Raw genomic sequence first — 25130 nt, 5'->3', positions numbered from 1 at the left:
ATAAGGAACGACACCATGAGCCTTGAAAACCAGGTAGCCGTCGTGACGGGCGCGTCGCGCGGCATTGGACGGGCGATTGCGCTCGAACTCGCGAAGCAGGGCGCGACGGTCATCGGCACGGCCACAAGCGAAAGCGGCGCGGCGAGCATCGGCGAGGCGCTGGCGCAGGCGGGCGGCAAGGGCCGCGGCGCGGTGCTGAACGTCAACGACGACGCAGCGGGCGACGCCTTCATCGACGGCATCGTGAAGGAATTCGGCGGCCTGAACGTGCTCGTGAACAACGCGGGCATCACCAAGGACCAGCTCGCGATGCGCATGAAGGACGACGAGTTCGACGCCGTCATCGACACCAACCTGCGCGCCGTCTTCCGTCTGTCGCGCGCGGTGCTGCGCCCGATGATGAAAGCGCGCGGCGGCCGCATCATCAACATCACGTCGGTGGTCGGTTCGTCGGGCAATCCCGGCCAGGCCAACTACGCGGCGGCCAAGGCTGGCGTCGCGGGCATGACGCGGGCGCTGGCGCGCGAGATCGGCAGCCGCGGCATCACGGTGAACTGCATCGCGCCGGGTTTCATCGACACCGACATGACCAAGGTGCTGCCCGAAGAGCAGCGTGCCGCGCTGACCGCATCCATACCACTTGGCCGACTGGGCAGCCCGGAAGATATCGCGCATGCTGTGGCATTCCTGGCCTCGCCGTACGCCGGCTATATCACGGGCACGACGCTGCACGTGAATGGCGGCATGTACATGTAAGGTTGAATAGGAATTTTGCCCGTTTTCGCTTAATATCCGCGCCGGACGGGCGCGCTATATGCTTTGGAGAGCATCGTGCGCACCGCTGCCGCGCGGCGGCAAGGAATCATTGCAAAGCCCCGGCAGCCCGCTTGAGGAAGCGCGCCGGACAGCGGAGCATGGAACTGAAGCGCCGTATTTTGCGGGTCCAAACCTGATAAAATGCGCGCACTCGTATTTTTGAACTTTTTTCCCCTCGGAGGGCTGCATGGACAACATCGAACAGCGCGTGAAGAAGATCGTCGCCGAACAACTCGGCGTGGCGGAAGCTGAAATCAAGAACGAAGCGTCGTTCGTGAACGATCTGGGCGCTGACTCGCTCGATACCGTTGAGCTGGTGATGGCGCTCGAAGACGAATTCGGCATGGAAATTCCGGATGAAGAAGCCGAGAAGATCACCACGGTGCAGCAAGCGATCGATTACGCTCGCGCCAACGTCAAGGCCTGAGGTACTGAGGGCCAGCGGCGCATCGCTGAACAGCTAGATGCTCAGTCGCTGCAAAGACCAGTTTGAAAGCCACAGGGCACACAGGGCGGTTTCCTGTGGCCGCTGTGGCTTTTGTATTTCGTCATTCTATGGATAAGGGGTTACCGTGAGCCGTCGTCGAGTTGTTGTTACAGGCCTGGGGCTCGTTTCGCCTGTCGGCAATACCGTTGCCGACGGCTGGGCCAATCTGGTCGCGGGCAAGTCGGGTATCGCCAACATCACGAAGTTCGACGCCACGAACTTCTCCACGCGTTTCGCGGGGGAAGTGAAGGGCTTCAACATCGAGGACTACATGCCCGCCAAGGAAGCGCGCCATATGGATACCTTCATCCATTACGGCTTCGCGGCAGGCGTCCAGGCCATGCAGGACAGCGGCCTCGAGATCACCGAGGACAACGCGGAGCGCGTGGGCGTGGTGGTCGGCTCGGGCATCGGCGGCCTGCCGATGATCGAAGTCACGCAGACCGAATTGCTCAATCGCGGCCCGCGCCGCATCTCGCCGTTCTTCGTGCCGGCCTCGATCATCAACATGATCTCCGGCCATCTGTCCATCCGCTTCGGCTTCAAGGGCCCGAATCTGTCGATGGTCACCGCCTGCACGACCGGCCTGCATTGCATCGGCGAGGCGTCGCGTCTCATCGAATACGGTGACGCCGACGTCATGATCGCCGGCGGCGCGGAGGCTACCGTGTCGCCGCTCGGCATCGGCGGTTTCGCGGCGGCGCGCGCGCTGTCGCAGCGCAACGACGATCCCGCCACCGCCAGCCGTCCGTGGGACACGGACCGCGACGGCTTCGTGCTGGGCGAGGGCGCGGGCGTGATGGTGCTCGAAGAGTACGAACACGCGAAGGCGCGCGGCGCGAAGATCTACGCTGAAGTGCTCGGCTACGGCATGAGCGGCGACGCCTATCACATGACCGCGCCGCCGGAAGACGGCGACGGCGGCCGCCGCGCGATGGTCAACGCAATGAAGAACGCGCGCGTCAACCCCGACGAAGTGAACTACGTCAACGCGCACGGCACGTCCACGCCGCTCGGCGACATCGCCGAGACCATCGGCATCACGCGTGCGCTCGGCGATCAGGCGAAGAAGGCCGTCGTGAACTCCACCAAGTCGATGACCGGCCACCTGCTGGGCGGCGCGGGCGGCCTGGAATCGGTGTTCACGGTGCTGGCCATCCACAACCAGGTGTCGCCGCCGACCATCAACATCTTCAACCAGGATCCGAAGTGCGACCTGGACTACTGCGCCAATACCGCGCGTGACATGAAGATCGACGTGGCGGTGAAGAACTCGTTCGGCTTCGGCGGCACGAACGGCTCGCTCGTCTTCAAGCGTCACTGAGTCTGCCTCGCGCCGTCAGGGCAATCGGGATGACGAGCGCGCGCGTGATCCGGCCGCATCGGGAAACCGGCTTCGTGCCGGGCATTCCGCTGCGGCCGTCGCGCTTTCTGCGTGCGGCGCTGGCCGGCTTTCTGACGCTTGCCTGTGCCACGGTGTTTCAGTGCGTCTTCGCTCACACGGACCACGCGGGTCATGCGGCGGTGGCGTGCGCGCTGACCGCGGCGGTGCTCGGACTCGGATCGTACCGATGGATGCGCGCCCAACCCGTGGCTTTGCACTTGCATGCTGACGGGCTCGCGCTCTTGCATGCGGACGGCGGCATCCGTCATGCGCGCATCACGCGCTGTGCTCAATGGGGTGGCTGGCTGCTCGCGCTGCGTCTCGCGAGCGCACACAGAAAGGCCGGAACGCTGCTCGTCGCGGCGGATTGGATCGACCCCGAAACTTTCCGCCAGCTCGCCGTACAGGCCCGCCGCAGCGCGGCTTCCCACCTGTAACGACTGTAACGTCTGATGAGCGTTCCAGTTGCCTGCAAGCGGGGCCGTTACAATAGCCCTCCGCGCAACAGACCAAAGTCAAACGGATTTCCCAGGTGAGCGAAAAAGAAATCGACCAATTGCTGGTCGAACGTGTGCAGAAGGGTGACAAGGCCGCGTTCGAACTGCTGGTCGCCAAATACCACCGCAAGATCATTCGACTGATCTCGCGCCTCGTGCGCGACCCCGCCGAGGTCGAGGACGTCGCCCAGGACGCCTTCATCAAGGCTTATCGTGCGCTGCCGCAATTCCGGGGTGAATCGGCGTTCTACACCTGGCTGTATCGCATCGCCGTCAATACGGCAAAGAACTACCTTGCCACGCAAGGACGCCGGGCGCCCACTTCTACCGAAGCAGATGCCGAAGAAGCGGAAACTTTCTCCGACGCCGACCAACTAAGGGATATCAACACGCCCGAGTCGATGTTGATGAGCAAGCAGATCGCACAGACGGTCAATGCTGCGATGGCGCTGTTGCCCGAGGAGCTTCGCACCGCCATCACGCTCCGGGAAATCGAAGGATTGAGTTACGAGGAAATCGCCGAGATGATGGATTGCCCCATCGGCACCGTCAGGTCGAGAATTTTTCGTGCTCGAGAAGCCATTGCGGCAAAATTGCGTCCGTTGTTGGACACTCCCGAAGGCAAACGCTGGTAAGCGGCGGTCATCCACGGGACAGGGACGCGATAACTGGGTCAGTTGGTGTCACTACGGGTGTGGGTCAAAGAGATGGGGAGCATCATGGGGTCGGTCTCGGTGCAAAATCAGACGCAAGCAGGTTCGCGCGGCGAACGCATGTCGGCATTTGTCGACGGTGAGTCGGTCGACGAAATTGGCAACCTCGGCCAGTTTCTCGCGGAACTGAAACACGACGACCGCGCGGCGTGGTCGGCATATCACCTGATCGGAGACGCGCTGCGCTCCGACGATCTCGCGGTCAGCCCGGCGCGCAGCAGCGCGTTCATGGCCGCCTTCTCCGAACGTTTCGAAGCCGAGGCGCATGTGCTGGCTCCGGCTGCGCTGCCTGCGGCGAAAGCGCGCGGCGGCATGCTGCGCCGTCGCGTGATGCCGGCATTCGCGGTCGCCGCGGCGGCCGCCACGCTGACGTGGATCGTCGTGCCGCAGTTGCAGGGCGTGGACAGCCACGGCGGCGCGCAAGTGGCCAGCGTCACCCCGGCCAATTCGATGCAGCGCGTCGCCATGGCATCCGTGCCGGCTGCTACCACGCGCTCGCCGATCGTCGAGGCGAACATCATTCGCGACGCCAATCTGGACCAGTATCTGGAAGCGCACCAGCAGTTTTCCCAACAGCCTGTAATGCCCGGTTCGATGCCCTTGATTCGCGCGGCGGCTACCTCGCAGGACCAATAATTTGATGCCGAGTGTGCGGTTGAACAAAACGAACCATTGGGGACGGCTGCCGGCATTCATGCTTTGCGCAGCCGTGTTGTTGACGGCGGCATCGGGCAGTTTCGCCCAGGGAGACGATCCCGCCGCCGCGCGCAAATCAGCCGCCACGCTGCTCGACCGCATTCACGAAGCGGCGCAGCAGCAGAATTACGAAGGCACGTTCGTCTACCAGCGCGGCGCGACGGTGCAGTCGTCGCGCATTACGCATGTCGCCACGCGCGGCGACGGCGAATATGAATCGCTCGAAAGCCTGGACGGTGCGCCGCGCAAGATGCTGCGCCACGACGACGACATGTTCACGTTCGTGCCTGAGCGTCATTTGCTGGTGGTCGAACAGCGGCAGAACCGCGATTCCTTCCCGGCGCTGCTTTCTACGAGCGGCGCCCAGGTGCTCGCCGCCTACGAGCCGAAGCTGCTCGGCAACGACCGCGTCGCGGGCCTCGACACCACGGTGCTCGAACTCGATCCGAAAGATTCCTATCGTTTCGCCTACAAGCTCTGGGCCGATGCCAAGACCGGCCTGCTGCTGCGCGCGCAGACGCTCGACGCCGACGGCCAGGTGCTCGAACAGCTGTCGTTCTCGCAGGTGAAGATCGGCGGTCCGGGCGACAAGACGCCGATCGCCAACGGCATCCGCAGTACGTCCGGCTGGACCGTCGTCCGGCCGCCGGTGCAGCCGGTCGACATGGAGGCGCAAGGCTGGCAGCTGACGCCGAACATCGCCGGGTTCCGCAAGATTCGCGAACTGCGCCGGCCGATGGCGTCGAGCCAGCCGGGACAGCCGCCGATACCCGTCGACCAGGCGGTGTTTTCGGACGGTCTGGCGACCATTTCGGTTTTTGTGGAGCCGGTCGAGAAAAATACCCGCAAGGAAGGCGCGGGCAACAGCGGCGCCACGCATGTGCTGGTGAAACGGCGCGGGGATTTCTGGATCACTTTGCTGGGCGAGGTGCCGCAAGCCACGTTGCAGCAATTTGCTTCTACCATAGAATACAAGCCTTCCAAGTAATCCGGATTCCGGTCTCCCGCTCATGAGCCATTACTCGCTGCGCAAGTTCATCGCGGCCGCGGCGCTCGCCGTGTGCCTGCCGTTCATCTCGCAAACGGCGGCGGCGGTGCCCACGGTGAATCTGCCGGACTTCACGACGCTCGTCGACAAGGTCGGTCCGTCGGTCGTGAACATCCGCACCACGTCGCGCGTCGGTTCCGGCAGCGACCTGCGCGGCCTGCCGCCCGGCATGGACGACGGCGACATGTCCGAATTCTTCCGCCGCTTCTTCGGCATTCCGATGCCCGGCCAGCCGCCCCGCGGCGGCGGAGGCGGTGGTGGCGGCGGTGGCAATAACGGCGGCGGCAACAACGGCGGCAGCAGCCAGGGCGATCAGGGCAAGGGCGGCAGCCGCAACGCGCCCGACGACAGCCAGGACAATTCGGAACAGAGCAGCGGCGTCGGCTCGGGCTTCATCCTGTCCACCGACGGCTACGTGATGACCAACGCTCACGTCGTCGATGACGCCGACACCATCTACGTCACGCTCACCGACAAGCGCGAATTCAAGGCGCGGCTCGTCGGGGTGGACGAACGCACGGATGTCGCCGTGGTGAAGATCAGCGCGACGAACCTGCCGGCCATCACCATCGGCGATTCGAACAAGGTGCGCGTCGGCGAATGGGTGCTCGCGATCGGCTCGCCGTTCGGCCTCGACAACACCGTGACCGCGGGCATCGTCAGCGCGAAAGGCCGCGATACCGGCGACTACCTGCCGTTCATCCAGACCGATGTCGCGGTGAATCCGGGCAATTCGGGCGGTCCGCTGATCAACATGGCGGGCGAGGTGATCGGCATCAACTCGCAGATCTACAGCCGCACCGGCGGCTTCATGGGCATTTCGTTCGCGATTCCGATCGACGAAGCGATGCGCGTGGCCGATCAGCTCAAGACCACCGGCAAGGTGACGCGCGGCCGCATCGCGGTGGCGATCGGCGAGGTGACGAAGGACGTCGCCGATTCGCTCGGGCTGCCGAAGGCGCAGGGCGCACTGGTGTCGAGCGTCGAATCGGGCGGTCCGGCGGACAAGGCCGGCGTGCAGCCGGGCGACATCATCACCCGCTTCAACGGCCAGAGCGTCGAGACCGCGACGGACCTGCCGCGCATGGTCGGCGACACCAAGCCCGGCACGAAGGCCACGATCACGGTCTGGCGCAAGGGCCAGACGCGCGATCTGCCGATCGTCGTGGCCGAGATGCAGCCGGACAAGGTCGCGAAGACCGAGCAGAAGAAGGCGCCGCAGCCGAAGGAACGCGCGAGCAACTCGCTCGGGCTCGCCGTGAGCGACATTCCCGCCGAGCAGAAGAAGACGCTCAAGCTGAACAACGGCGTGCAGGTGGACGCAGTGGAAGGTCCGGCGGCGCGCGCGGGCTTCCAGAAGGGCGACATCATCCTGCGCGTGGGCGACACCGACATCACGAGCGCGAAGCAATTCGAGGCGGTCGCGCAGAATCTCGACGCCAGCAAGATGATCGCGGTGCTCGTGCGGCGCGGCGACAACACGCAGTTCGTGCCGCTGCGTCCGCGCGTGCCGGCGCAGAAGTAAGAAGTAAGCGCCGCCGTGCCGATGCCGGCCCTCATGCTCTACGGCCGCGCCTGGTGTCATCTGTGCGAGGAGATGCGCGCCGCGCTGGAGCCGATTGCGGCCCGGCACGGCGCGGCGATCGAATGGATCGACATCGATCAGGATCCGGCGCTCGAAGCCCGCTACGACGAGCTCGTGCCCGTCCTGGTGCTGGACGGCGCCGAGCTGTGTCATTACCGGCTCGATGCCGAAGCAGTGGACGCCGCACTGGCGGCCCGTCGCGCATGACGCGGCGCTTGCGCTCGCGGCGCGCCGAAAACCGGCGGGTCGAACCCGTTTTCGGCTAAAATGCCGAAGTTTTCCCCGAAATTTTCAAGGCGTGCTCCGGGTTGCTGAGGGCGCGCCTTTTTCGCTTTTTCTGGCTTGCGGCACTGAATGGACCATATTCGTAATTTCTCGATCATTGCGCACATCGACCACGGCAAGTCGACGCTCGCCGACCGCATCATCCAGCTGTGCGGCGGCTTGTCCGACCGCGAGATGGAAGCGCAGGTGCTCGATTCGATGGACCTGGAGCGCGAGCGCGGCATCACCATCAAGGCACAGACTGCGGCGCTGACCTACAAGGCGCGCGACGGGCAGGTCTACAACCTGAACCTCATCGATACCCCTGGACACGTCGACTTCTCCTACGAAGTCAGCCGTTCGCTGTCCGCGTGCGAAGGCGCGCTGCTGGTGGTGGACGCGAGCCAGGGCGTCGAGGCGCAGACCGTCGCCAACTGCTACACGGCCATCGAACTGGGCGTGGAAGTGGTGCCGGTGCTGAACAAGATCGACCTGCCGGCGGCGAACCCCGAGAACGCCATTACCGAAATCGAGGACGTGATCGGCATCGATGCCACGGACGCCGTGCATTGCAGCGCGAAGACCGGCCTCGGCGTGGCGGACGTGCTCGAATCGCTGATCGCAAAGGTGCCGCCGCCCAAGGGCGATCCCGAAGCCCCGTTGCAGGCGCTGATCATCGACTCGTGGTTCGACAACTACGTCGGCGTCGTGATGCTGGTGCGCATCGTCAACGGCGTGCTCAAGCCGAAAGACAAGATCAAGATGATGGCGACCGGTGCGCAGTATCCGGTCGAGCACGTCGGCGTGTTCGCGCCGAAGTCGACCAACCTTCCGGAGTTGTCGGCGGGGCAGGTGGGCTTCGTGATCGCGGGCATCAAGGAACTGACGGCCGCGAAGGTCGGCGATACCGTCACCGTCGCGACCCGTCCGGCAACCGAACCGCTGCCGGGCTTCAAGGAAGTGAAGCCGCAGGTGTTCGCCGGCCTTTATCCGGTCGAAGCGAACCAGTACGACGCGCTGCGTGAGTCGCTCGAAAAGCTGAAGCTCAACGACGCCTCGCTGCAGTTCGAGCCGGAAGTGTCGCAGGCGCTCGGCTTCGGTTTCCGCTGCGGCTTCCTCGGCCTGCTGCACATGGAAATCGTGCAGGAGCGGCTCGAGCGCGAGTTCGACATGGACCTGATCACCACGGCGCCCACGGTGATCTACGAGGTCCTGCAGAACGACGGCAGCATCATCATGGTCGAGAATCCGGCCAAGATGCCGGAGCCGCCGAAGATCGACGAAGTGCGCGAGCCGATCGTCACCGTGAACCTGTACATGCCGCAGGAATATGTCGGCTCGGTCATCACGCTGTGTACGGCCAAGCGCGGCTCGCAGATCAACATGCAGTATCACGGCCGCCAGGTGCAGCTCACGTACGAGATCCCGATGGCGGAAATCGTGCTCGACTTCTTCGACCGCCTGAAGTCCACGTCGCGCGGTTATGCGTCGATGGATTACGAGTTCAAGGAATATCGCGCGGCCGACGTGGTCAAGGTGGATATGCTCATCAACGGCGACAAGGTCGATGCGCTGTCCGTCATCGTGCACCGTTCGCAGAGCCAGTATCGCGGACGCGAAGTGGCGTCGAAGATGCGCGAGCTGATTCCGCGCCAGATGTACGACGTGGCGATTCAGGCGACCATCGGCTCGAACATCATCGCGCGCGAGAACATCAAGGCGCTGCGCAAGAACGTGCTGGCGAAGTGCTACGGCGGCGACATCTCGCGCAAGAAGAAGCTGCTCGAGAAACAGAAGGCCGGCAAGAAGCGCATGAAGCAGGTCGGCTCGGTCGAGATTCCGCAGGAAGCCTTCCTGGCCATCCTGCGCGTGGACGAATGACGTCCGCGCCGTTCCGCCCGGCGGCGCGTCCGTCGGGCAAACAACGATAACAACCGGAAGCGATTGATGAATTTTGCATTGATTCTTTTGATTCTCGTCGTGCTGACGGGTATTGCGTGGGTGCTCGACAAGCTGGTCTTCCTGCCGCAACGGCGCCGCGCCGCCGAGGCCGCGGTCACCGAATTCGACCGCCAGCAGGAGCGCGTGGGCGAGCGTTTCGCCGACGAGAACGCTGACCAGACGCGCGCCCGCCTGCGCGACGACAAGCTGCGCCAGCCGTGGTGGCTCGAATACACGGCGAGCTTTTTCCCGGTGATCCTGGCGGTCTTCGTGGTGCGCTCGTTCATCATCGAGCCGTTCAAGATTCCGTCCGGCTCCATGATCCCGACGCTGCTCGTCGGCGACTTCATCCTCGTCAACAAGTACGAGTACGGTCTGCGCCTGCCGATCAGCAACACCAAGATCACGCAGGGCAGTCCGCTGCAACGGGGCGACGTGGTCGTGTTCCGCTATCCGAAAGACGAATCGGTCGACTACATCAAGCGCGTGATCGGCCTGCCGGGCGACACGGTCGCCTACGAAGACAAGAAGCTCACCATCAACGGCAAGCCGGTGCCCGAAACGCCGATGCCCGATTATTTCGACAGCGAGAGCATCGGGTACTCGAAGCAGTTCATGGAAGACCTCGGCAATGAACGCAAGAACGCGATCCTGAACAATCCGCAGGTGCCGCCGTACATAATGGGCGCCGAAGATTTTCCGTTCCGCGACAACTGCAACTACAACGCGCAGGGCGTGACCTGCAAGGTGCCGCCGGGCAACTACTTCATGATGGGCGATAACCGCGACAACAGCGCGGACAGCCGTTACTGGGGTTTCGTGCCGGACAAGAACATCGTGGGGCGTGCGTTCTTCATCTGGATGAACTTCGGCAATTTGAAACGCATCGGCTCGTTCGAGTGACGCGCGTTGCGAAAACATTAAAACTAAAGCTTCGAAACGGCGTGAAGAAGCGCGGCTAACACCGTCTCCGCGCGCGTTTTCCGGCGACGGGTGACGGAATCGTCGCCCGTCGCGCCCGCGTTATACTCTCTCCATGCCCTCTTCTCCGCTGGAAAGCCGGCTGCGGTACGAATTTCGCAATGCGGAATTGCTGCGCCAGGCGATGACCCACCGCAGTCACAGTGCCACGAACAATGAACGGCTCGAATTTCTCGGCGATTCCGTTCTAAATTGCGTGGTGGCTGCGCTTTTGTTTCAACGATTCGGCAAACTCGACGAAGGCGACCTTTCCCGCGTCCGCGCGAATCTGGTCAAGCAACAATCCCTCTACGAAATCGCGCAAGCGCTGAACGTCTCGGAAGGGCTGCGGCTCGGTGAAGGCGAACTGCGCAGCGGCGGCTTCCGTCGCCCGTCCATTCTGGCCGACACGCTCGAAGCCATTTTCGGCGCCATCTTCCTCGACGGCGGCTTCGACGCCGCCGCGACCGTCATCAAGCGTCTGTACACGCCGGTGCTGGATCACATCGATCCGCGCACCATCGGCAAGGACGCCAAGACGTTGCTCCAGGAATACCTGCAAGGTCACAAGATCGCGCTGCCGACTTATACCGTCGTCGCAACGCACGGCGCCGCGCACAACCAGCAGTTCGAGGTGGAATGTTCGGTGCCGAAGCTCGACGTCAAGGTGTCCGGCTCCGGCGCCAGCCGTCGCGCGGCCGAGCAGGCGGCGGCCAAGAAGGCGCTCGACGAAGTCGCTGCCGCCGCGCCTACGCTCGGCGTCAAGCCGAAGCGCAAAGGCGCGCGTTCGGCCAAGCTGGCTGAACAGGAAGTGGTGCCCGGCGTCACTGGCATCCAGGCCGCGCTCGACCTGCGTTCGCCCGACCGGCGCGAGCGTCAGCACGGCAGCCACGGCGTGCCGCATGCCGCCGACGAACGTCCCGCTGTCAACGCAGTCACGCCGCCGCTCGCGGTCATCCGGGCGACGCACGTGGAGCCGTCGGCGGGCGCCTATGCCGCCGCCGACAAGCCCGAGCGCGCAGTGATCCACAAGCCCGAGAAAGTCGTGAAAAGCGAGACGGCCACGGCGGAGCAGGCCGTGCATGCCGAACCGGCCGCAGATGCAGGCGCCGCCGCCGACGCGCCCACGGGCCGCGTCGCGCGCGCCGCCGACGCCGGCCACTGACGCCACTGACACGCGCCGCCGCGCGCCCGGGCCCGGCTTGCTCCGCCGCGCTCCAACGAAACCTTGCTGCACACGACTATGAACACTTCCGTATCCCCCGGTTTCCGCTGCGGCATGATCGCCATCGTCGGCCGGCCGAACGTCGGCAAATCGACGCTGATGAACGGGCTCGTCGGCCAGAAGGTGAGCATCACCTCGCGCAAGGCGCAGACCACGCGCCATCGCATCACCGGCATCAACACCATCGGCGACGCGCAGTACATCTTCGTCGATACCCCCGGCTTCCAGACGCGCCACAGCGGCGCGCTCAACCGCTCGCTGAATCGCGCGGTGACCTCGACGCTCACTTCCGTCGATGCCATCCTGTTCGTGATCGAAGCCGGCCGTTTCGGACCGGACGACCAGCAAGTGCTCAATCTGATTCCGCCCGGCACGCCCACGCTGCTGATCGCCAACAAGCTCGACCGGGTCGGCGACAAGGATTCGCTGTTCCCGTTCATGCAGCAGATGTCGGCGTTGCGCGATTTCCGCGAGATCGTGCCGCTCGCGGCGAAGCAGCCTGAGGACATCAAGCGTCTGCTCACCGTGCTCAAGCCGTATCTGCCCGAAGGCGAGCCGATCTACGGCGAAGACGATCTCACCGACCGCAGCGAGCGCTTCCTCGCGGCGGAAATCCTGCGTGAAAAAGTGTTCCGCTGGACCGGCGACGAACTGCCGTACACGAGCACCGTGCTGATCGACAAGTTCGAGACCGAAGGCCGGCTGCGCCGCGTGTTCGCGACCATCATGGTGGACCGCGACGGCCACAAGGCGATGATCATCGGCCAGAAGGGCGCGAAGCTGAAGCAGATCAGCACCGAAGCGCGCCTCGACATGGAGAAGCTGTTCGACGGCCCGGTGTATCTGGAAACCTTCGTCAAGGTGAAGAGCGGCTGGGCCGACAACGAAGCCGGCCTGCGCGCCTACGGCTACGAATAAACCGCGACCGAACCGGATGAGCCACCACTCATGGACGACGGCACCAATGACGCGTGGATGACGCCGTCCGCCGACGATCGTCCTGACGACGATTTCGACGCGACCGAGCGTCCGGTCGCGCGCGTCGCGAAGAAGCGCACGCGCGGGGCCGCGTCCGGCGCAAGCGCGTCGGCGAACGAAGGCACGGAGAAACGTCCGCGCGCCGCGCCGCGTTCCGACTTCCGCATTGCCGAGCAGCCGGGCTTCGTGCTGCACAGCTATCCGTATCGCGAGACGAGCCTGATCATCGACGTGTTTTCGCGCGATCACGGCCGCGTCGCGCTCGTCGCGAAGGGCGCGAAGCGTCCGCATTCCGCGCTGCGCGGCGTGTTGCAGACCTTCCAGCCGCTCGGGCTGTCGTGGACCGGCAAGGGCGAAGTGCGCACGCTGACGACGGCAGAGTGGGTCGGCGGCATGCTGCCGCTCGCGGGCGACGCGCTGCTGTGCGGCTTCTACGTCAACGAACTGCTGGTGAAGTTCTGCGCCCGCGAGGACGCGCATCCCGCGCTCTTCAATCACTATGTGCTGACGCTCTCGCGCCTGGCCCACGACGAACCCGCCGTGCAGGTGCTGCGCTCGTTCGAACGCGTGCTGCTGCGCGAGACCGGCTATGCGATGAACCTGATGCGCACCGTGACGCGCCAGCCGGTGACGCCCGACGGCCGCTACGTATTCGATCCGGACCGCGGCGTGCGCGAAGCATCCGATGATCTTCCGCCGCCATGGCCGGTGATCTCGGGACAGACGCTGCTCGACATGGAGCGCGACGACTTCGCCAGCCCGCAGACCGCGGCCCAGAGCAAGACGCTGATGCGCTTCCTGCTGAATCATTACCTGGGCGGCACGCCGCTCGCCACCCGTCAGATACTGATCGACCTGCAAAAACTATGAGCTTCTTTCTCTCGTCGCCTGCGAACGTGATCGATCTGGGCGTGAACATCGATCACGTCGCCACGCTGCGCAACGCGCGCGGCACGTCCTATCCCGATCCGATCCGCGCGGCGCTGGCCGCCGAGGAAGCGGGCGCCGACGCCATCACGCTGCACCTGCGCGAGGACCGCCGCCATATCGTCGACGCCGACGTGCGCACGCTGCGTCCGCTGCTCAAAACGCGCATGAACCTGGAGTGCGCGGTGACGCGCGAGATGCTCGACATCGCCTGCGAGATCAAGCCGCACGATGTCTGTCTCGTGCCGGAGAAGCGTCAGGAAGTCACGACCGAAGGCGGCCTCGACGTCGCCGGCCGCTTCGAAGAGGTGAAGGCCGCGTGCCGGCAACTGGCCGATGCGGGCGCGCGCGTGTCGCTGTTCATCGACCCGGACGAGACGCAGATTCGCGCGGCGCAGGAAGCAGGCGCGCCCGTCATCGAACTGCACACTGGCCGCTATGCCGAGGCGCACCACGAAGCCGCGCAGCAGGACGAATTCGAGCGCGTGGCACGGAGCGTCGACTTCGGCAATGCGCTGGGCCTCAAGGTCAATGCCGGACACGGGCTGCACTACACCAACGTGCAGGCGATCGCCGCGCTGCCGGGGATCGTTGAACTGAACATCGGTCACGCGATCGTCGCGCATGCGATCTTCGCCGGCTGGGACAACGCAGTGCGCGAGATGAAGGCGATCATGGTCGCCTCGCGTCTTGCCGCCGGCCACGCACGCTGAAGCGCGGGTTCACATGGCGATCTACGGAATCGGCACCGACATCGCGCAGGTCAGCCGCATCGCGGCGGTGATGGAGCGCACCAGGGGACGTTTCGCCGAGAAGGTGCTCGGCCCGGACGAACTGCGCATCTATCACGCCCGGCGCGCGCGCTCGGAAGTGCGCGGCCTCGCGTTCCTCGCCACGCGTTTCTCGGCCAAGGAAGCGTTCTCGAAGGCGATCGGCCTCGGCATGCGCTGGCCGATGACCTGGCGCGCGCTGCAAACGCTCAACGAGCCGAGCGGCAAGCCCGTGTGCGTCGCGTCCGGCGAACTGGCCGAATGGCTCGCGCAGCGCGGCATCACCGCGCAGGTCACGGTCAGCGACGAGCGCGACTACGCGGTGTCGTTCGTGATCGCCGAGACGCCCGAGCGCGTCTGACCTCCATTCCATCCATTCAGGGCTCCCATTGAAATCGATGAAACGCATTCCCGGCCCCGTCATGCTCGACGTCGCCGGCACGACGCTGTCCGACGCCGATATCGACTGCCTCACGCATCCGATGACCGGCGGGATCATCCTGTTCGCGCGGCACTTCGAGAATCGCGCGCAGCTGGTCGCACTGACCGATGCAATTCGCGACGTGCGCGAGGACATCCTGATCGCCGTCGATCACGAAGGCGGGCGCGTGCAGCGCTTCCGCACCGATGGCTTCACGGTGCTGCCCGCGCCTGGCCGGCTCGGCGAGCTGTGGGATCGTGACGTGCTCGCCGCGACGAAGACCGCGACCGCGTTCGGCTACGTGCTGGCGTCGGAGTTGCGCGCGTGCGGCATCGACATGAGCTTCACGCCGGTGCTGGATCTGAACTACGGGCAGTCGAAGGTAATTGGCGATCGCGCGCTGCATGGCGATCCGCGCGTCGTGACGATGCTCGCGAAGAGCCTGAATCACGGCCTGGCGCTCGCGGGCATGGCGAACTGCGGCAAGCACTTCCCGGGTCACGGTTTCGCATCCGCCGATTCGCACGTGGCCCTGCCCACCGACGACCGCGCGCTCGAAGACATCCTCGCCGCCGACGTGCGTCCGTATGACTGGCTCGGCATGTCGCTGGCGTCGGTGATCCCGGCGCATGTCATCTACACCCAGGTCGACGACAAGCCCGCCGGCTTTTCGCGCATCTGGCTGCAGGACATCCTGCGCGCCAGGCTCGGCTTCAATGGCGCGATCTTCAGCGACGATCTCTCGATGGAAGCGGCCCGCGCCGGCGGCACGCTCACCGAAGCGGCGAGCGCCGCGCTCGCGGCGGGCTGCGACATGGTGCTGATCTGCAATCAGCCGGAAGAGGCGGGACGGGTGCTGAAGCAGTTGCGCCATGTGCCGTCGAAGGCGTCGGCCCAACGGCTCAGGCAGATGCGGCCGCGCGGCAAGGCGCTGCGCTGGGACAAACTGCAGGGACAGGCGGAGTATCGGGCGGCACGCGCGCTCATCGAGGACACACTCGGCTGATTCCTTCCCGGACGATTCAGATGAAAAAAAACGCCACGATCGTGGCGTTTTCTTCGAGCTTCGTTAAAGCAGTCAAAGCATCACGACGGCTCGAGCTTCATCCGCTGCAGCTTGTTATAGAGCGTCTTCGGGCTGATGCCCAGCAGCGTCGCCGCGCGATGGCGCGTGCCGCCGACCGCCTCGAGCGTCGCACGGATCAGCATGTCCTCGACGTCGGCCAGCGCCGTGCCCACCGTCACCTGCACGCTGCTGCCGTTCAGGCCGCGTCCGCCGAGTCCGCCCGGTTCATCGACGCGCAAGGTCTCGATGGTTTCACCCGACGCGTGATAGGCGCGCCGCACGCGCTCGCGCATCTCGCGAACGTTGCCTGGCCATTCGGTCGCGAAGCACTCGCGGATGAACGCGGGACTGACGCGCTTCGGCGATCCGCTCGTGATCCCGGCAATGTGATTCTCGCGGTTGAGCTCGTCGACGAGCGCTTCGGCGATGAGCGCGATGTCGTCGTCGCGTTCGCTCAGCGGCGGCAACAGGATCGACGAGGCCGACAGCCGCTGGAACAGGTCTTCACGCATCGCACCGCTCGCGACGGCCTCGCGCATCGGCGTGCGCGACGCGGCGATCAGGCGGAAGTCCGTCATGATCCGGTTGCTGCCGCCCACCCGCATGAAGGTCTGCGAATCGAGCGCGCGCAACAGCGCCTCCTGCTGCGGCGCCGGCAGGGAATCGATCTGGTCGAGGAACAGCGTGCCGCCGCCCGCCTGTTCGAGCAGGCCCGGTTCGCGATGCTCCGCGCCCGCGTAGGCATTGCGCTCATGGCCGAAGAGGATGCTTTCCATCGTGCGCTGCGGCGCCTCGCCGGCCGTGCCGGAATGACGGTACGCGGAGCAGTCGAAGGTGACGAACGGTCCTTTGCGGCGACGGCTCAGCTGATGAATCGTGCGCGCCGCGATCTTCTTGCCCGTGCCCGGCTCGCCGCAGATCAACACGGCCGCCTCGGTCGGCGCCGTGTGTTCGATGAGATCGTAGACGTGCTGCATCGCCGCACTGCGGCCGGTCATGTCGCCAAAGTGGCCGAGTTCGCGCAGCGTGGAGCGCAGCGCCTGCACTTCCTCGGTGAGTTCGTACGGACGCGGGATGCGCGCCAGCAGGCTGCGCAGGCGCGGAATGTTGACCGGCTTCAGCAGATAGTCCCAGATGCCGTGCCGCAGACCCTCGATCGCGCTTTCCACGGTCGCGTTGCCGGTCATGACGATCACCGGCAACGCGCCGTCGGGCGGTTGCGAGGGCAGGCTCGGCAGCAGATCGAGGCCGCTGCCGTCCGGAAGATTCAGGTCGATCAGCACGACATCAGGGATGAAGCGCGTCAGCGCGGAGCGTGCCTCGGCAAGGGTCGTCGCCGTGTCGACGGAAAAACCATCCGCCGACAGGATCGCGGACAAACCTGAGAGGCTATTGGGATCGTCTTCGACAATCAGGGCGTGTGGCATGGCTGACCAATGTCTCAAAGTGGACTGTAATGCACCGTCGCTGCGTGCCGGCCGCAACGGCGCTGCACGGGACTCCGGTGTTTCGTGGGCGGGCGGCGCTGCCGTTGTCTGACTCCGGCGCCCGACCCGCTGCGGTTCTCGTCCTGCGTTACTCGTGTGTCATCTGTTCCCCGGTGACCGCCTCAACGCGGCCTGAGATGCAGCTCATTGCTGACGGAGCGCACGCCCGGCACGCCACGGGCCACGGCCAGGGCGCGCTCGATCTGCGCATCCGATTCCACATATCCCGCAACCTGCACCACGCCGCGATAGGTCGCGACGCTCACCGGCAACGATCTCAGCTGCGGATCGGCGGCCAATGCCTGCTTCACGCGGGCGGCCAAGGTCGCGTCATCGGGCGCCGGCTGGCTGGAAGCGGGCGCTGCGGCCGGCGGCGTCGACTTGCATCCCGGCAACGCGAAGGGCGGCAGCGCGAGTGCCGCCACAATCAACAACCGGTTCGTGATGGGACGCGGTCTTGGCATGTCGGCTCTGAAATCGTTATCGCAGCTTTTTAGCAGAAACCGTGCCACGCGGTTGATTTTTCCGATCGTGGCCGGACGGGTAGCCTTTGCGGGGATTGGCGCGTCGGAGGCGCTCTCATCGAATGAGGGCCCGAGCGGTAAAGTTTGCCTGAATTTGTCAAAAAATTCATGCAAAAGAAAAAGCGCCCGTGGAAGGGCGCTTGTTCAGGGAGCCGTCGCGGAGGTTGCTGCGTGCGAGGCTCCTGGGTGCCGTGCGACGCTTAAGCGCGGCTGCGGTACTCGTTCGTACGCGTGTCGATTTCGATCTTGTCGCCGATGTTGCAGAACAGCGGCACTTGCAGTTCGAAACCGGTGTTCAGCTTGGCGGTCTTCAGCACCTTGCCCGACGACGTGTCGCCCTTCACGGCCGGTTCCGTGTAGATGATTTCGCGCACGAGCGTGGTGGGCAGTTCGACCGAGATGGCCTTCTCGTTATAGAACACCACTTCGCAGGCCATGCCGTCTTCGAGGTAGTTGAGCGCGTCGCCCATCATTTCGGCTTCGACTTCGTACTGGTTGTAGTCAGCGTCCATGAAGACGTACATCGGGTCAGCGAAGTAGGAGTAGGTCACTTCCTTGCGATCCAGCACGACGACGTCGAACTTGTCGTCCGCCTTGTAGACCGTTTCCATGCCGGAGTTCGTCAGCAGGTTTTTGAACTTCATCTTGACGACCGCGGCGTTGCGGCCCGACTTGTTGTACTCGGCGCGCTGCACCACCATGGCATCGCTGCCGATCATGACGACGTTGCCGACGCGGAGTTCTTGTGCGGTCTTCATAAAACTGGGTCCTGTACGAATGGATAGGGCTGAATGCCTGGATGATTCGATCCGGCAGCGGCGCTCTGCCGCCACGCGTGAATGCTTGTCAACGAGGAAGGCTGCTTGCCGGGCGACGTATCCCGTTGCTTTGACTGCCGCGCGATACCGGTGCGCTGGCCAGAACCTGCAACCGCCTGTCCGTTGCCTACTCGCGCTTGCTTCCTCGGATAACCGCTTATTTTAACTGAGTTTTTGCCCGTTGGGCCAGTCGGATGACGCGCACGAAGGACGCAGCGCAAGGCAGGGCGCGGGCGGCGTCGGAGTTCTCACCCGCGAGGCAGGCGCGCAAGCACATGCGTGACGAGATTCGCTGCCAGGTCGCCGATAGCCGCCAGCTCACCGGCCCAGCTCGCAGCGCGGGCCTTCAGCGCCCGGCGACGACGCGAGAAATCGGCCCAGTCCGGCGTTCCCGCGCCGTTCCACGCGTGCCAGAAGCGTTCCGTCGAAGCCCGCGCCGAGGCATCGAGCGCCTGCGTGTAATGGGCCAGAGCGGCATCGAGTTTGGGGAGATGGGCGTCGTCGGCTTGCGGATAGATGTGCCAGACAAACGGCTTGCACGCCCATTGCGCCCGCACGAACGAATCCTCGCCGCGCACGAAGTTGATGTCGGCGGCCCATAGCAAGGCGTCGAAACGCGGCTGCTCGACGAATCCCAGCGCGTGCGCCCGCAATGCGCCCGCGCGTGCCGTCGTGCCCGCCGCGAACCGCGGCACACCGAAGAAGCGCGCCAGCGCGCCGGAGATGCGTCCTTCTGGCACGAGCAGCACGACCGGCTCGGCGCCGTCGCGCCACTGCGCGAGCAGGCTGTCGACGGCAGGGTTCTCGTAAGCGAACAGGGAGATGACGGTGCTGTCGGCGCCCGGCGGCTCATCTTGCACGTGTTCGCGCCACCAGGCGGGCGCATCGAAGGCCAGGCGTCGCGCGTCGAGATCGCGTTCCTTCAGTACGCCGCCCGTGCCTGCGCCCAGGCCGGGAAAGAAGAACGTCTTCTCGAGCGGATAACGCGGGTGCGGCGATGGCCGCATGTGGTAGTCCGCGACCCAGTCCTCGCCGCTGAGGTACTCCAGATTCACCCAGACCGGCTTGCGCGCGCGCCGCGCCATCGCGGCGACATAGGCGGGCGGCAGTTCGCACGCGAACGCCTCGATCACGACGTCCGCGATGTCGAGCCTGTCGCCGGCATGCGCGGGATCGTGCCAGTGCTCGATCACGACGCCCAAGGCTTCCTGTCGCGCAAGCGTGGCGTCGACGGCCGGACAGAGGGCATGGAAGACTTTCAGATCGTCGACGAAGAGCCGCACGCGCCAGCCGTATTCCGCTTGCAGCTGCCGAGCGAGCCGCCAGCAGACGCCGATGTCGCCGAAATTGTCGATGACCGCGCAAAAGATGTCGCAGGCGAGTTCCGGGGTGGCGGACGGCGTGGGCGGCTGCTCGGACATGGGGCGTTGGCGCGCGGCGTAATGTTCTAAACTGGCGATTCTAAGACAACGACCGCGGCCCTGGCGCCCGCGCGCGCCTCCCCATCCAGGCTTCGCGCCGCGCCTCGCGCGGGACACTCGCGACTTTCGCTGCATGACTGACTCCGCCGCACACGAATCCGCTTCTGACGCGGAGTTCGACCCGAAGAAGACCCTTGCGCAACTGCCCCATTTGCCGGGCGTGTACCGCTACTACGACGGCGGCGGCAACGTGCTGTACGTCGGCAAGGCGCGCAATCTGAAGAAGCGCGTGTCGAGCTATTTCACGAAGACGCTGCATTCGCCGCGCATCGCGATGATGGTGACGCGCATCCGCAAGATCGAAACCACCGTCACGCGTTCCGAAGCCGAAGCGCTGCTGCTCGAGAACAACCTGATCAAGGCGCTCGCGCCGCGCTACAACATCCTGTTCCGCGACGACAAGTCGTATCCGTTCCTCAAGCTCACCGGCCACACGTTTCCGCGCATGGCGTACTACCGCGGCGCGGTCGACAAGAAGAACCAGTATTTCGGACCGTTTCCGAGCGCGTGGGCGGTGCGCGAGAGCATCCAGATCCTGCAGCGCGTGTTTCAGTTGCGGACCTGCGAGGACTCGGTGTTCAGCAACCGCACGCGGCCCTGCCTGCTGCATCAGATCGGACGCTGCACCGCGCCGTGCACCGGGCTCATCAGCGAGGAGGATTACGCGCGCGATGTCGCCAATGCGTCGCGCTTCCTGCTCGGACGGCAGGGCGAGGTGATGAAGGAACTCGAGCAGAAGATGCACGCCTTCGCCGCCGATCTCAAGTTCGAGCAGGCCGCCGCGGTGCGCAACCAGATGAGCTCGCTGTCGACGGTGCTGCATCAGCAGGCGATCGAAGTGGGCGGCGAGAGCGATGTCGATATCCTCGCGGTGGTCGCGCTGGGCGGCAAGGTCTGCGTGAATCTGGCGATGGTGCGCGGTGGCCGGCATCTCGGCGACAAGGCCTATTTTCCGACGCATGTTGAAAGCGCGTTGTCGCTGGGCGACGAGGACGAATTGTCGGAGTTGCCCGAACTGCTCGAAGACGCGCCGGTGGAGGCGGCCGCTGAACCTGCCGCTGCGCCGGTTGAAGCGGCCGTGACGGAGCTCGAAGCGGATGCCGCCGCCGTGGAGAACGAAGCCGAAGCCGAAGCCGAAGCCGACTCGCAACCCCGCGAAAACCCGCTCGAAGCCGAAGTGCTGGAAGCGTTCATGGCGCAGCACTACATCGGCAACCGTGTCCCGCCGGTGCTCGTCGTGAGTCACGCGCCGTCGAGCCGCGATCTCGTCGACCTGCTGATCGAGCAGGCCGGCCACAAGGTCACGTTGCTGCGCCAGCCGCAAGGGCAGAAGCGCGTATGGCTCTCGATGGCCGAGCAGAACGCGCGGCTCGCGCTCGCGCGGCTGCTGTCGGAGCAGGGTTCGCAGCAGGCGCGCACCCGCGCGCTCGCCGACACGCTCGGCATGGAGATGGACGACCTCGCGCAACTGCGGGTGGAGTGCTTCGACATCAGCCATACGATGGGCGAAGCCACGCAGGCGTCGTGTGTCGTGTTCCATCATCACAAGATGCAGTCGGGCGAGTATCGCCGCTACAACATCACCGGCATCACGCCCGGCGACGACTACGCCGCGATGCGCCAGGTGCTCACGCGCCGCTACGAGAAGATGGTCGCGCAGGCGGCCGCCAACGCCACCGACGAAGCCGCCATCCTGCAGCCCGGCGATGCCGCCGATCCCACCGTCACGCCCGATGGCGCCGAGCCGGTCGCGGCGGGCGGCACGCTGCCGACCATCGTGCTGATCGACGGCGGCAAGGGCCAGGTGGAAATCGCCAGACAGGTGTTCTCGGAACTCGGTCTCGATCACGGCATGCTGGTCGGCGTCGCGAAGGGAGAAGGGCGCAAGGTCGGACTGGAGACGCTCATCTTCGCCGACGGCCGCCCCGCGCTCGAACTGGGCAAGGAAAGCGCAGCGCTGATGCTGGTCGCGCAGATCCGCGACGAAGCTCACCGCTTCGCGATCACCGGCATGCGGGCCAAGCGCGCGAAAGCCCGTCAGACTTCGCGGCTGGAAGAGCTCGAAGGCGTCGGTGCGAAACGGCGTCAGCGGCTCCTGTCGCGCTTCGGCGGATTGCGCGGCGTGCAGGCGGCGAGCGTCGAGGACCTGGCCAGTGTCGAAGGCATCTCGCTTGCGCTGGCACAGCAGATCTATCGTCAGTTGCATTGAGCCGGCACCGGCGCGCCTCGCGACAGCAAACCCGTCGCGGGGCGCGCCGGCCCGGGTCGCTGCCTTGTGAGCGCGGGATCGACGCGGCACAATGGCGGCTCCCTTACATGTCCTTCACTCGCCTGCGCCCATGCCGTTCAATCTACCGATCTTTCTGACATGGCTGCGGATCGTGCTGATTCCGCTCGTCGTGGGCGTGTTCTATCTGCCGGACATGATGATGAGCCCGGAGCACCGCAACCTGCTCGGCATGCTGATCTTCGTGCTCGCCGCGCTCACCGACTGGTTCGACGGCTTTCTTGCACGCAAGCTCAACCAGACGTCGGCATTCGGCGCGTTCCTCGATCCTGTCGCCGACAAGCTGATGGTGACCGCCGCCTTGCTCGTCCTGGTGCAGCTGTCGCGGTTGAACGCGGTGATCGCGCTCGTGATCGTCGGACGTGAGATCACCATCTCGGCGCTGCGCGAATGGATGGCGCAGATCGGCGCATCGAAGAGCGTCGCGGTGAATCAACTCGGCAAGTTCAAGACCGTGTGCCAGATGGTCGCCATCCCGATGCTGCTGTTCTACGGTCCGCTCAGGATTACCGGCACGCAATGGATGATCGACACGCGTGTGTGGGGGCTGTGGCTCATCGACGTCGCCGCCGTGCTCACGGTCTGGTCGATGCTCTATTACATGAAGCTCGCGTGGCCGCAGATTCGCGAACGGGGCGGCATGCTGTGAGGCGTCCGTCGCGGAAGAGGCTCAGATGCGTGTACGCGGAAAATTGCGTCGAAACGGAAAATTCCTCTCACAAAACTGTTGACAGGCTTCTTTAGCTTCTACATAATCTCGTTTCTCTGATGCACGGCACGACGCAAACCAGCGAAGTGCGGTAAAAATGTGCAGCAGGCGCAGCAGTAAAAATGCGGGAGTAGCTCAGTTGGTAGAGCGCAACCTTGCCAAGGTTGAGGTCGCGAGTTCGAGACTCGTCTCCCGCTCCAGATCAGAAGTTTCCGGTGTGGTCAGCGCTGAAGCAAAGCGCGCGTGACGCCGGAAGCAGCCGTACAAGTAACACCAGCAGCATTGCAGGACATTGCGGGAGTAGCTCAGTTGGTAGAGCGCAACCTTGCCAAGGTTGAGGTCGCGAGTTCGAGACTCGTCTCCCGCTCCAATCAAAGGGGAAGCCAAGCTTCCCTTTTTGTTTGGTGAAGAAGCCGGCGTATGACCGGCAGCCGGAACCGCATACGGCGCGGTAGCAAAGCGGTTATGCAGCGGCCTGCAAAGCCGTTTAGACCGGTTCGACTCCGGTCCGCGCCTCCACTCGAAAAGCCCTGATCCGTCAGGGCTTTTTCTTTTTGCTCGGAGGTTTTCGCCAATCAGCTTGCGCGCATGACCGCGTCACGGTTTATTCGCGGCCGCACATCGCGCGGCATAATCGCGATACTCCTCGCATCCGGAATCCCATGACCGACCGACTCTCTTCACTCGAATGGCGCTGGAAGGCCTTCGACGACCTCTCGACCGCCGAGGTCTACGACATGCTCGCGGCGCGCAGCGCGGTGTTCGTCGTCGAGCAGAACTGCGTGTATGGCGACATCGACGGTCTCGATATCGATGCACGGCACCTGCTGGCCTATGGCGCCGGCGAGAACGGCCAGCGTCCCGCGCTCGCGGGTTATCTGCGCGTGTTGCTGCCGGGAACGCCGGACGACAGCGAGAAAGACGTGCGCATCGGCCGCGTGCTGACCACGGCGAAGTTTCGTGGTCTCAAGCTCGGCAACGCGATGCTCGAACGCGCACTCCAGCACATCCTCGCGCAATGGCCCGACGAGCCGATCAGCCTGCACGCGCAGGCGCATCTCCAGCGTTTCTATGGCGCGTTCGGTTTCGTGGCGTCGTCGGGGATTCACGACGAGGACGGCATCCCGCACGTCTGGATGCGCCGTCCCGGCTTCGGCTCATGACGCGACCGCGTCTGTCTTGACCTTCGCGCCGCCGGGCGCGGCATCGACGCCGCGTCCGCGTTCCTTGCGCAGGCGCGTGCGCGCCGAGAGCCGCATCCAGTGACGCAGTGCGATCAGCGCGCCGATCACGCTCATCATCGAACCCGGAATCCATAGCAGAAGGCCGCCGATCTGCTGGTCGCGCATCGGCGTGATCCACGTGAATGCGCGACCGCAGATCGAATAGATCGGATAGAGCTCGTGCGGCGTGAAGAAGATATACGCGCCCAGGATGATCTGCGGCGGAATCGCGGCGATCACGATCAGGATCCGCCTGCCGGGCGCGAGACGCGCGGGCGGCGCCGGACGCGGATCGAGCACAAGCCACCAGAACAGCAGGCCGTCGATGACCATGCTCCAGTTCATCACGCGATAGAGCCGGGCATCCAGCATCGCCTTGAAGTGAATCGGCGAGAGCAGCCAGAAGTAGATCAGCCCGACGAACAGCACGACCGCCACCACCGGATTGAACACGACGGCGAAGAAACCGCGCGCCACGCTGCTTTGAGCCGCCGGGCGCAGCCAGCGCCTGCGCCAATTGAACGGAATGCCCGCGCGCAGCGCCGCGCCGGGATACGACAGCGCAATGAAGAACGGCCCGAGGTGATGCAGCACCAGATGCTGCAGCCGATGCATGAAAAACTCATGCTCGAAGAAGTAATCGAGCCGCGTGTGCAGCGCCACGTAGAGCGCGCCCAGGCCGAACCAGAACGCGATGCGCCGCGCCAGCGTCACGCGCGCATGCCGCGCGCCGCGCGCGAACAGGATGCCGGCGGCGAGCACCGCGATCACGACCGTCGGCGACGGCTCCCAAGGGTCGAGCCAGTAGAGCAGGGTGTGCATG

25 protein-coding genes and 3 tRNA genes are annotated in these 25130 nt (G+C 64.8%); 23 read left to right on the top strand and 5 right to left on the bottom strand.

Going from position 1 to position 25130, the window contains the following annotated elements; genetic code table 11:
• Window positions 1-15 precede the first annotated feature (15 nt).
• The 17 genes from fabG (at window position 16) to nagZ (ending at window position 15718) form a co-directional block, all read left to right on the top strand.
• A complete protein-coding gene (gene fabG / locus QCE69_RS09825; protein WP_309917409.1) occupies window positions 16-756 on the top strand; it encodes a 3-oxoacyl-ACP reductase FabG in 741 nt (246 codons plus the stop codon).
• A gap of 247 nt (window positions 757-1003) precedes the next feature.
• Entirely contained in the window at window positions 1004-1243 is a 240-nt protein-coding gene (acpP, locus tag QCE69_RS09820) for an acyl carrier protein (RefSeq protein WP_004197638.1), read from the top strand.
• A 145-nt stretch (window positions 1244-1388) separates the two neighbouring features.
• Window positions 1389-2627 (top strand): beta-ketoacyl-ACP synthase II, encoded by a 1239-nt coding sequence (fabF, locus tag QCE69_RS09815; protein WP_309917406.1) that lies wholly within the window; start codon window positions 1389-1391, stop codon window positions 2625-2627.
• A 29-nt stretch (window positions 2628-2656) separates the two neighbouring features.
• Window positions 2657-3124, top strand: a complete 468-nt coding sequence (locus QCE69_RS09810) for a protein YgfX (RefSeq protein ID WP_309930475.1) — start codon at window positions 2657-2659, stop codon at window positions 3122-3124.
• A gap of 95 nt (window positions 3125-3219) precedes the next feature.
• Window positions 3220-3819: an RNA polymerase sigma factor RpoE gene (gene rpoE, locus QCE69_RS09805; protein WP_008342103.1), complete on the top strand. Its 600-nt coding sequence runs from the start codon at window positions 3220-3222 to the stop codon at window positions 3817-3819.
• An 84-nt stretch (window positions 3820-3903) separates the two neighbouring features.
• A complete protein-coding gene (locus tag QCE69_RS09800; protein ID WP_309930474.1) occupies window positions 3904-4533 on the top strand; it encodes a sigma-E factor negative regulatory protein in 630 nt (209 codons plus the stop codon).
• A 4-nt stretch (window positions 4534-4537) separates the two neighbouring features.
• Entirely contained in the window at window positions 4538-5581 is a 1044-nt protein-coding gene (locus QCE69_RS09795) for a MucB/RseB C-terminal domain-containing protein (protein ID WP_309809139.1), read from the top strand.
• Between the two features lie 22 nt (window positions 5582-5603).
• Window positions 5604-7166, top strand: coding sequence for a DegQ family serine endoprotease (locus QCE69_RS09790; protein ID WP_309930472.1), 1563 nt, complete (start codon window positions 5604-5606; stop codon window positions 7164-7166).
• 21 nt (window positions 7167-7187) lie between these two features.
• Window positions 7188-7433 (top strand): glutaredoxin family protein, encoded by a 246-nt coding sequence (locus tag QCE69_RS09785; protein ID WP_309917391.1) that lies wholly within the window; start codon window positions 7188-7190, stop codon window positions 7431-7433.
• Window positions 7434-7580: 147 nt separating this feature from the next.
• Complete coding sequence (lepA, locus tag QCE69_RS09780) at window positions 7581-9371, top strand: translation elongation factor 4 (protein ID WP_309917389.1); 1791 nt, start codon at window positions 7581-7583, stop codon at window positions 9369-9371.
• A 66-nt stretch (window positions 9372-9437) separates the two neighbouring features.
• A complete protein-coding gene (gene lepB / locus QCE69_RS09775) occupies window positions 9438-10334 on the top strand; it encodes a signal peptidase I (protein WP_309930470.1) in 897 nt (298 codons plus the stop codon).
• Window positions 10335-10467: 133 nt separating this feature from the next.
• Window positions 10468-11556 (top strand): ribonuclease III, encoded by a 1089-nt coding sequence (gene rnc / locus QCE69_RS09770; protein ID WP_309930468.1) that lies wholly within the window; start codon window positions 10468-10470, stop codon window positions 11554-11556.
• Window positions 11557-11670: 114 nt separating this feature from the next.
• Window positions 11671-12534 (top strand): GTPase Era, encoded by an 864-nt coding sequence (gene era, locus QCE69_RS09765; RefSeq protein ID WP_309811619.1) that lies wholly within the window; start codon window positions 11671-11673, stop codon window positions 12532-12534.
• 30 nt (window positions 12535-12564) lie between these two features.
• Window positions 12565-13464, top strand: a complete 900-nt coding sequence (gene recO, locus QCE69_RS09760; RefSeq protein WP_309917378.1) for a DNA repair protein RecO — start codon at window positions 12565-12567, stop codon at window positions 13462-13464.
• Window positions 13461-14234 carry a pyridoxine 5'-phosphate synthase gene (pdxJ, locus tag QCE69_RS09755; RefSeq protein ID WP_309917375.1) on the top strand — a complete coding sequence of 258 codons (774 nt, stop codon included), beginning with the start codon at window positions 13461-13463 and terminating at the stop codon, window positions 14232-14234. Before recO ends, pdxJ begins: the two co-directional genes overlap by 4 nt.
• A gap of 13 nt (window positions 14235-14247) precedes the next feature.
• Window positions 14248-14652 carry a holo-ACP synthase gene (acpS, locus tag QCE69_RS09750; RefSeq protein WP_309917373.1) on the top strand — a complete coding sequence of 135 codons (405 nt, stop codon included), beginning with the start codon at window positions 14248-14250 and terminating at the stop codon, window positions 14650-14652.
• Window positions 14653-14689: 37 nt separating this feature from the next.
• The gene (gene nagZ / locus QCE69_RS09745; protein WP_309930467.1) at window positions 14690-15718 is read left to right on the top strand and encodes a beta-N-acetylhexosaminidase; all 1029 of its coding nucleotides are present in this window, start codon (window positions 14690-14692) and stop codon (window positions 15716-15718) included.
• A gap of 80 nt (window positions 15719-15798) precedes the next feature.
• Here nagZ and QCE69_RS09740 read toward each other — a convergent pair whose 3' ends face one another.
• From QCE69_RS09740 to earP, 4 genes are all read right to left on the bottom strand, one after another.
• Window positions 15799-17205, bottom strand: a complete 1407-nt coding sequence (locus QCE69_RS09740) for a sigma-54 dependent transcriptional regulator (RefSeq protein ID WP_309809117.1) — start codon at window positions 17203-17205, stop codon at window positions 15799-15801.
• Between the two features lie 182 nt (window positions 17206-17387).
• Window positions 17388-17729, bottom strand: a complete 342-nt coding sequence (locus QCE69_RS09735; RefSeq protein WP_309917368.1) for a BON domain-containing protein — start codon at window positions 17727-17729, stop codon at window positions 17388-17390.
• Between the two features lie 260 nt (window positions 17730-17989).
• Window positions 17990-18547 carry an elongation factor P gene (gene efp / locus QCE69_RS09730; RefSeq protein WP_309917365.1) on the bottom strand — a complete coding sequence of 186 codons (558 nt, stop codon included), beginning with the start codon at window positions 18545-18547 and terminating at the stop codon, window positions 17990-17992.
• Between the two features lie 308 nt (window positions 18548-18855).
• Window positions 18856-20028, bottom strand: a complete 1173-nt coding sequence (gene earP / locus QCE69_RS09725; protein ID WP_309930466.1) for an elongation factor P maturation arginine rhamnosyltransferase EarP — start codon at window positions 20026-20028, stop codon at window positions 18856-18858.
• 133 nt (window positions 20029-20161) lie between these two features.
• On the opposite strand from earP, the gene uvrC reads away from it, so the two are divergent.
• From uvrC to QCE69_RS09695, 6 genes are all read left to right on the top strand, one after another.
• Window positions 20162-22297 carry an excinuclease ABC subunit UvrC gene (gene uvrC / locus QCE69_RS09720; protein WP_309930464.1) on the top strand — a complete coding sequence of 712 codons (2136 nt, stop codon included), beginning with the start codon at window positions 20162-20164 and terminating at the stop codon, window positions 22295-22297.
• 130 nt (window positions 22298-22427) lie between these two features.
• Entirely contained in the window at window positions 22428-23024 is a 597-nt protein-coding gene (pgsA, locus tag QCE69_RS09715; protein WP_309917355.1) for a CDP-diacylglycerol--glycerol-3-phosphate 3-phosphatidyltransferase, read from the top strand.
• A gap of 184 nt (window positions 23025-23208) precedes the next feature.
• A tRNA-Gly gene (locus tag QCE69_RS09710) sits at window positions 23209-23284 on the top strand.
• Between the two features lie 94 nt (window positions 23285-23378).
• Window positions 23379-23454, top strand: a tRNA-Gly gene (locus QCE69_RS09705).
• A 75-nt stretch (window positions 23455-23529) separates the two neighbouring features.
• A tRNA-Cys gene (locus QCE69_RS09700) sits at window positions 23530-23603 on the top strand.
• 143 nt (window positions 23604-23746) lie between these two features.
• Window positions 23747-24247: a GNAT family N-acetyltransferase gene (locus QCE69_RS09695; RefSeq protein WP_309917353.1), complete on the top strand. Its 501-nt coding sequence runs from the start codon at window positions 23747-23749 to the stop codon at window positions 24245-24247.
• Here QCE69_RS09695 and QCE69_RS09690 read toward each other — a convergent pair.
• A complete protein-coding gene (locus QCE69_RS09690) occupies window positions 24242-25129 on the bottom strand; it encodes a cytochrome c oxidase assembly protein (RefSeq protein ID WP_309917351.1) in 888 nt (295 codons plus the stop codon). The two genes, QCE69_RS09695 and QCE69_RS09690, sit on opposite strands and share 6 nt — an antisense overlap.
• Window position 25130 lies beyond the last annotated feature (1 nt).

Origin of the sequence: Caballeronia sp. LZ032, from assembly GCF_031451315.1 — a bacterium.
GTDB lineage: Bacteria > Pseudomonadota > Gammaproteobacteria > Burkholderiales > Burkholderiaceae > Caballeronia.
This window is presented reverse-complemented; position numbering and strand designations above follow the sequence as displayed.